5 protein-coding genes are annotated in these 5,412 nt (G+C 62.5%); 4 read left to right on the top strand and 1 reads right to left on the bottom strand.

Translation table 11 applies throughout. The features are described 5' to 3' along the window. Window positions 1–278, bottom strand: a 278-nt coding sequence (locus AAHB17_RS24160) for a hypothetical protein (RefSeq protein WP_342133616.1), incomplete at its 3' end; no start/stop codon positions are given. Between AAHB17_RS24160 and AAHB17_RS24155 the strand changes: the two genes are divergently transcribed. The 4 genes from AAHB17_RS24155 to AAHB17_RS24140 all read left to right on the top strand — a co-directional run bounded on the left by AAHB17_RS24155 (window position 213) and on the right by AAHB17_RS24140 (window position 4,880). Beyond that, on the top strand, window positions 213–1,385 hold the full coding sequence (locus AAHB17_RS24155; protein WP_342133615.1) for an acyl-CoA dehydrogenase family protein: 1,173 nt from the start codon (window positions 213–215) through the stop codon (window positions 1,383–1,385). The two genes, AAHB17_RS24160 and AAHB17_RS24155, sit on opposite strands and share 66 nt — an antisense overlap. After that, a complete protein-coding gene (locus tag AAHB17_RS24150; protein WP_342133614.1) occupies window positions 1,382–2,164 on the top strand; it encodes an SDR family NAD(P)-dependent oxidoreductase in 783 nt (260 codons plus the stop codon). The genes AAHB17_RS24155 and AAHB17_RS24150 overlap by 4 nt, the downstream gene beginning before the upstream one ends. Further along, complete coding sequence (locus tag AAHB17_RS24145; protein WP_342133613.1) at window positions 2,161–3,189, top strand: phosphotransferase; 1,029 nt, start codon at window positions 2,161–2,163, stop codon at window positions 3,187–3,189. Before AAHB17_RS24150 ends, AAHB17_RS24145 begins: the two co-directional genes overlap by 4 nt. A 146-nt stretch (window positions 3,190–3,335) precedes the next feature. Next, window positions 3,336–4,880 carry an IS3 family transposase gene (locus tag AAHB17_RS24140; RefSeq protein ID WP_342133612.1) on the top strand — a complete coding sequence of 515 codons (1,545 nt, stop codon included), beginning with the start codon at window positions 3,336–3,338 and terminating at the stop codon, window positions 4,878–4,880. The last annotated feature ends 532 nt before the right edge of the window (window positions 4,881–5,412 follow it).

Raw genomic sequence — 5,412 nt, 5'->3', positions numbered from 1 at the left:
TTAGGGCTACGCTGATCAAGCTGATCGAATCGGGCGATGGACCGTGCTTGTTGATTCATCAGCACAACTGAGCCAGTGATCACATCGAATATCGAACCACTGGTTTGATGGACTTTCTGGCGCAGTTTGCAAGCTTCGCGGCAAATAGCTCCATTGATGGAGTGAGCTTGCCCTAGTACGTTTTGGTTGATTTCTATTTGCATATCTTGACAATGAATTTTAATATCCCTCCTGAGATGCAGGAATTGCGTGATCGTACGAAGAAGTTCATCACTCAACAAGTTATTCCCCTAGAGGGCGACTTGCGCCTTGGTGTGCATGGTCCTGATGATGACCTTCGTACAGAACTTGTTGATCTTGCGAGGGAGGCAGGATTGCTCACGCCTCACGCTTCATGCGAGATGGGTGGACTCGGCCTCAGTCACATTGCAAAAGCGGTAGTGTTTGAAGAGGCTGGATATTCGCACTTAGGCCCGACTGCTCTCAATATTCATGCGCCGGATGAGGGCAACATTCACCTCATGGAGGCTGTGGGCACCGAGGCGCAGAAGGAACGCTGGCTGCGGCCCCAGGTGCAGGGGTACACCCGCTCCTGCTTCGCCATGACCGAGCCCGACCCGGGCGCGGGCTCGGACCCCTCCATGCTGGCCACCACTGCGGTGCGCGACGGCGACCACTACGTGATCAATGGCCTCAAGTGGCTGATCACCGGGGCCGACGGAGCCTCCTACGTCATCATCATGGCGCGCATGGAGGACGGCTCGGCGACCATGTTCCTGAGCGACATGGACCGCGAGGGCATCGTGCTGGAGCGCAACATGGACGCGATGGACCGCTGCTTCGCCGGCGGCCATGGCGTGCTGCGCTTCCAGAACCTGCGCGTGCCGGCGACCGACGTGCTGGGCGAGGTGGGCAAGGGCTTTCGCTACGCCCAGGTGCGCCTGGCGCCGGCGCGCCTGACGCACTGCATGCGCTGGCTGGGACAGGCCCGGCGTGCCCACGACGAGGCGCTGGCCTACGCCAGCCGGCGCCACGGTTTTGGCAAACCGCTTGCCGAACACGAGGGCGTGGGCTTCATGTTGGCTGACAACGACATGGACCTCCAAACCGCGCGGCTGCACATCTGGCACACCGCCTGGATGCTCGACCAGGGGCATAAGTGCAATTTCGAGTCCAGCCGCGCCAAGGTGGTGTGTTCGGAAGCCGAGTGGCGCGTGGTGGACCGCTGCGTGCAGATACTGGGCGGGCGCGGCGTGACCGCGGAATCGGCGGTGATGCGCATCTTCACCGACATGCGGGCCTTTCGCATCTACGACGGCCCCAACGAAGTGCACCGCTGGAGCATGGCGCGCAAGCTCGCTCACCTGCAGGAGCGTGGCGCATGACGACACCGTTCCCGACCGCGGACCGATTCCGCCTCGACGGCCGGCTGGTGCTCGTGACCGGCGCGTCCAGCGGTCTGGGCCGACACTTCGCGGCCCTGCTGGCCGGCGCGGGCGCCCGCGTGGCGCTGGCCGCTCGGCGGGTGGACAAGCTGGAGCAGCTGGTGCGCGAGATCGGCGACGGCGGTGACCGGGCCCGGCCCTTCGCCATGGACGTGAGCGATCCCGCCAGCGTGGCCCAGGCCTTCGATCGCATCGGCGAATGGGGCACGCCGGACGTGGTAGTCAACAACGCTGGCGTGACCGTGACCAAACCCGCGCTGGCGCAGACCCCCGAGGACTACGACCAGGTGCTCGACACCAACCTCAAGGGCTGCTGGCTGGTGGCCACCGAAGGCTCGCGCCGCATGGTGGCCGCGGGGAAGGGTGGCGCCATCGTCAACGTGGCCTCGATTCTGGGCGAGCGCGTCGCCGGCGGCGTGGCGCCGTATGCGATCTCCAAGGCTGGCGTGGTCCAGGCCACCAAGGCGCTGGCGCTTGAGCTGGCGCGCCACCAGATCCGCGTCAACGCACTGCTACCGGGCTACGTGGTCACCGACCTCAACCGCGACTTCCTGCACAGCGAGGCCGGCGCGAAACTGCGCGCGCGCATTCCGAGCCGGCGTTTCGGTGAACTGGGCGATCTTGATGGCCCCCTGCTGCTGCTGGCCTCCGATGCCGGCGCGGCCATGTCCGGCGCCACCCTAGCCGTCGACGGCGCTCACCTGGTCAACACGTTGTGACGGACCACTTCGACACCGCCGCGCTGCACGCCTACCTGCGCGAGCAGGGGGTCTGCGGCAGCGCGCCCCTGAGCGCCGCACCCTTCTCGGGCGGGCAATCCAATCCCACCTTCCGGCTGCAGTCGGGGGCCGACCAGTTCGTGCTGCGCAAGCAGCCGCCGGGCCAGTTGCTGGCCGGCGCGCATGCGGTGGACCGCGAGTTCCGCGTCATGAAGGCACTGGCCGGCACCGACGTGCCGGTGCCGCGCATGCTGGCCTTCTGCGAGGATCGCAGCCTCATCGGCACGCCGTTCTATGTGATGGAGTTCCTGCAGGGCCGGGTGCTGATGGACCAGTCGCTGCCCGGCCTGGCGCCGGGCGAACGCACGGCCATCTACGACGAGATGAACCGCGTGTTGGCCGCGCTGCACGGCGTGGACCACCAGGCGGTGGGGCTTGGCGACTTCGGCCGCCCCGGCAACTACTTCCAGCGCCAGATCGAACGCTGGTCGCGGCAATGCCGCGCCTCCACGCTGCCGCTGGGCGAGGCGCTGCCGCGCCTGATGGAGTGGCTGCCCGAGCACATCCCGCCTGGCGACGAGACCCGCATCGTGCATGGCGACTACCGGCTGGACAATCTGGTGTTCGACCCGGTGCGCCCGCGTGTCATCGGCGTGATCGACTGGGAGCTGTCGACCCTGGGCCATCCGCTGGCCGACTTCTCCTACCACTGCATGAGCTGGCACATCCCGCCCTCGTTGTGGCGCGGCATCGCCGGCCTGGACTTCGCGGCCCTGGGCCTGCCCGACGAGGCGTCCTACATCCGGCGCTACGAGGCGGCCACCGGGCGCCAGCCCATCGAGCACTGGGACTTCTACATGGCCTACAACCTGTTTCGCATGGCGGCCATCCTGCACGGCATCGCACAGCGCGCGCACGATGGCAACGCCAACGCGCCGGACGCGGTTGAGACCGGGCGACTGGCTGGACCGCTGGCCGAATTGGGGTGGAAATGTGCCCAGCGTTATAGCAGTCATTGCGATTGATGTAAGCAATTTTTTGCTTTCGAAGAGAGCCTTTTCCGCCTTGGCGCTTCCTTAAATTTGCCGAGTATTGATAATTATTGTTAATTGGAATCGAAAATGATCAGAGGGGGGTGCGGACGAAAATTTGGACTACCAGGAGGTAGTACATGTATTCGTACGAGGACAGGATTCGAGCGGTCGAGCTCTACATCAAGCTTGGCAAACGGGTGGGGCCGACCATCCGCCAGTTGGGTTATCCGACGAAGAACGCATTGAAGGGTTGGCATCGGGAGTTTGAGCATCGTCTCGATTTGCCGATGGGCTATGCACGTCGGGAGCCGAAGTACTCGCTTGAGCAGATGCAGGTTGCGGTGAAGCAGTACATCGCCCTCGACCGATGCATTGCCGCGACCATTCGCGCGCTTGGCTATCCCAGTCGGGGGACGTTGACCGACTGGATCCGCGAAGCGTTTCCGCAGAGTAGGCAGGCCATTGTCGGAAGCGTCAGGCGGCCAAAATATCCCGATTCAATGAAATTAGCAGGGGTCAGAGAGCTGTGTTCTCGACCTGGAAGCGCACAGGCGGTCGCCGAAAAACTAGGCGTGTGCAGGCCGACGTTGTACAACTGGAAAAACCAGCTACTCGGTCCAGAGGCTCCCGCATCCATGAAACGCCGCAATCTCTCACCGCCTGCAGCAGCACCACACCAGGCTGAGCTGGAACGTCAGCTCGAAACACTGCAACGGCAAGTACGACAACTGCAGCTCGAACGCGACCTTTTGGAGAAGGCCACCGAAATCTTAAAAAAAGGCCTGGGCGTCGATCTGCAACTCCTGGCCAACCGGGAGAAGACACTGCTGATTGACGCCCTCAAGGAGCACTATGGCGTGCCAGCGCTCCTGGCGCAGTTGGGGTTGCCCCGAAGCTCGTACTTCTACCATCGGGCCCGTGTGAAGGTAGCCGATAAGTACGTCGATGCGCGCCGCGCTATCACCGACATCTTCGAGACGAACCACCGCTGCTACGGCTACCGCAGGCTGCAGGCATCGCTGAGCAGGCATCACGTCACCATCTCGGAGAAGGTGGTGCAACGGTTGATGAAGCAGGAGAGCCTGGCCGTTGCCAAGCCCAAGCGGCGCAGGTACGCGTCCTATCTCGGCGAGATCAGTCCAGCACCTGAGAACATCATCAACCGGGACTTCCAGGCCGACGCTCCCAATGAGAAGTGGCTGACTGACATCACGGAGTTCCAGATCCCGGCGGGCAAGGTCTACCTGTCGCCGATCATCGACTGCTTCGATGGGATGGTGGTGAGCTGGACCCTTGGAACCAGTCCAGACGCAGAGCTCGTCAACACGATGTTGGATGCGGCCATTGAGACAGTCGCAGAAACCACCGACCGGCCCGTGGTTCACTTTGACCGTGGAGGCCACTACCGGTGGCCAGGCTGGCTGGCAAGAATGAGCACAGCGAACCTCACTCGCTCGATGTCGCGAAAGGCCTGCTCGCCTGACAACGCTGCCTGCGAAGGCTTCTTCGGCAGACTCAAGACCGAACTGTTCTATCCTCGGGACTGGAAGAGCACCTCCATTGAGCAATTTATTGAGGTGGTTGATTCCTACATCCGCTGGTACAACGAGAAGCGGATCAAGATCTCACTGGGCTGTCTCAGCCCTCTCGAGTATCGGGCGAGCCTTGGACTTGCGGCATAAACCAGTCCAAGAAAACGTCCGCCCCCCCCAACCCCCTTCGTCCACGATGGCGCTGAAACAGCGTCCACGATCAGACTGAAACGCCGTCCACGACTACGTTGAAATCCCGTCCACCATCAACCTGAAATGCCGTCCACGATGGGCTGAAATACGCACGAAGTCAGCATACCGCTCGCGGATGATGGTGACCGGGCGCTGCGCGCTTCCTGACAGCAGCCTGGCCAACTCCAAGCTCCTGTGCGCTATCGACTGGACAATCTTGAGCCGGTCTGCCTCGCGCATGGTCATGGTGATCGTCGCATTGAGAGTCGCCATTGCCATGCCTCGGAGCCCACGGCAGCCTACTATGCGACATCTGAACTTTGCTAGAACGCGACATTGCAACTTTGCTTTTGCAAGTTTTGTGTTCTCCGATTGGTGGTTATGTTCAACAGCCGGTGCGCGAATTGACTCGCGTTTCCGGACAAGCCTGCGCCAGGCAAGCAGTAGTTGCATGCTGAGTTGCTAAAGACACCACCCACGTGCGCGGTGA

This window comes from Hydrogenophaga sp. OTU3427, assembly GCF_038440225.1.
Classification (GTDB): Bacteria; Pseudomonadota; Gammaproteobacteria; order Burkholderiales; family Burkholderiaceae_C; genus Hydrogenophaga.
The sequence above is the reverse complement of the archived record's forward strand: the minus strand, read 5'-3'. Positions and strand labels throughout refer to the sequence as shown.

What these genes read in the sequence shown, in the direction of transcription:
- AAHB17_RS24155 (WP_342133615.1), top strand. Translation starts at nt 213, where the DNA reads ATGAATTTTAATATCCCTCCTGAGATGCAGGAATTGCGTGATCGTACG.
- AAHB17_RS24150 (WP_342133614.1), top strand. Translation starts at nt 1,382, where the DNA reads ATGACGACACCGTTCCCGACCGCGGACCGATTCCGCCTCGACGGCCGG.
- AAHB17_RS24140 (WP_342133612.1), top strand. Translation starts at nt 3,336, where the DNA reads ATGTATTCGTACGAGGACAGGATTCGAGCGGTCGAGCTCTACATCAAG.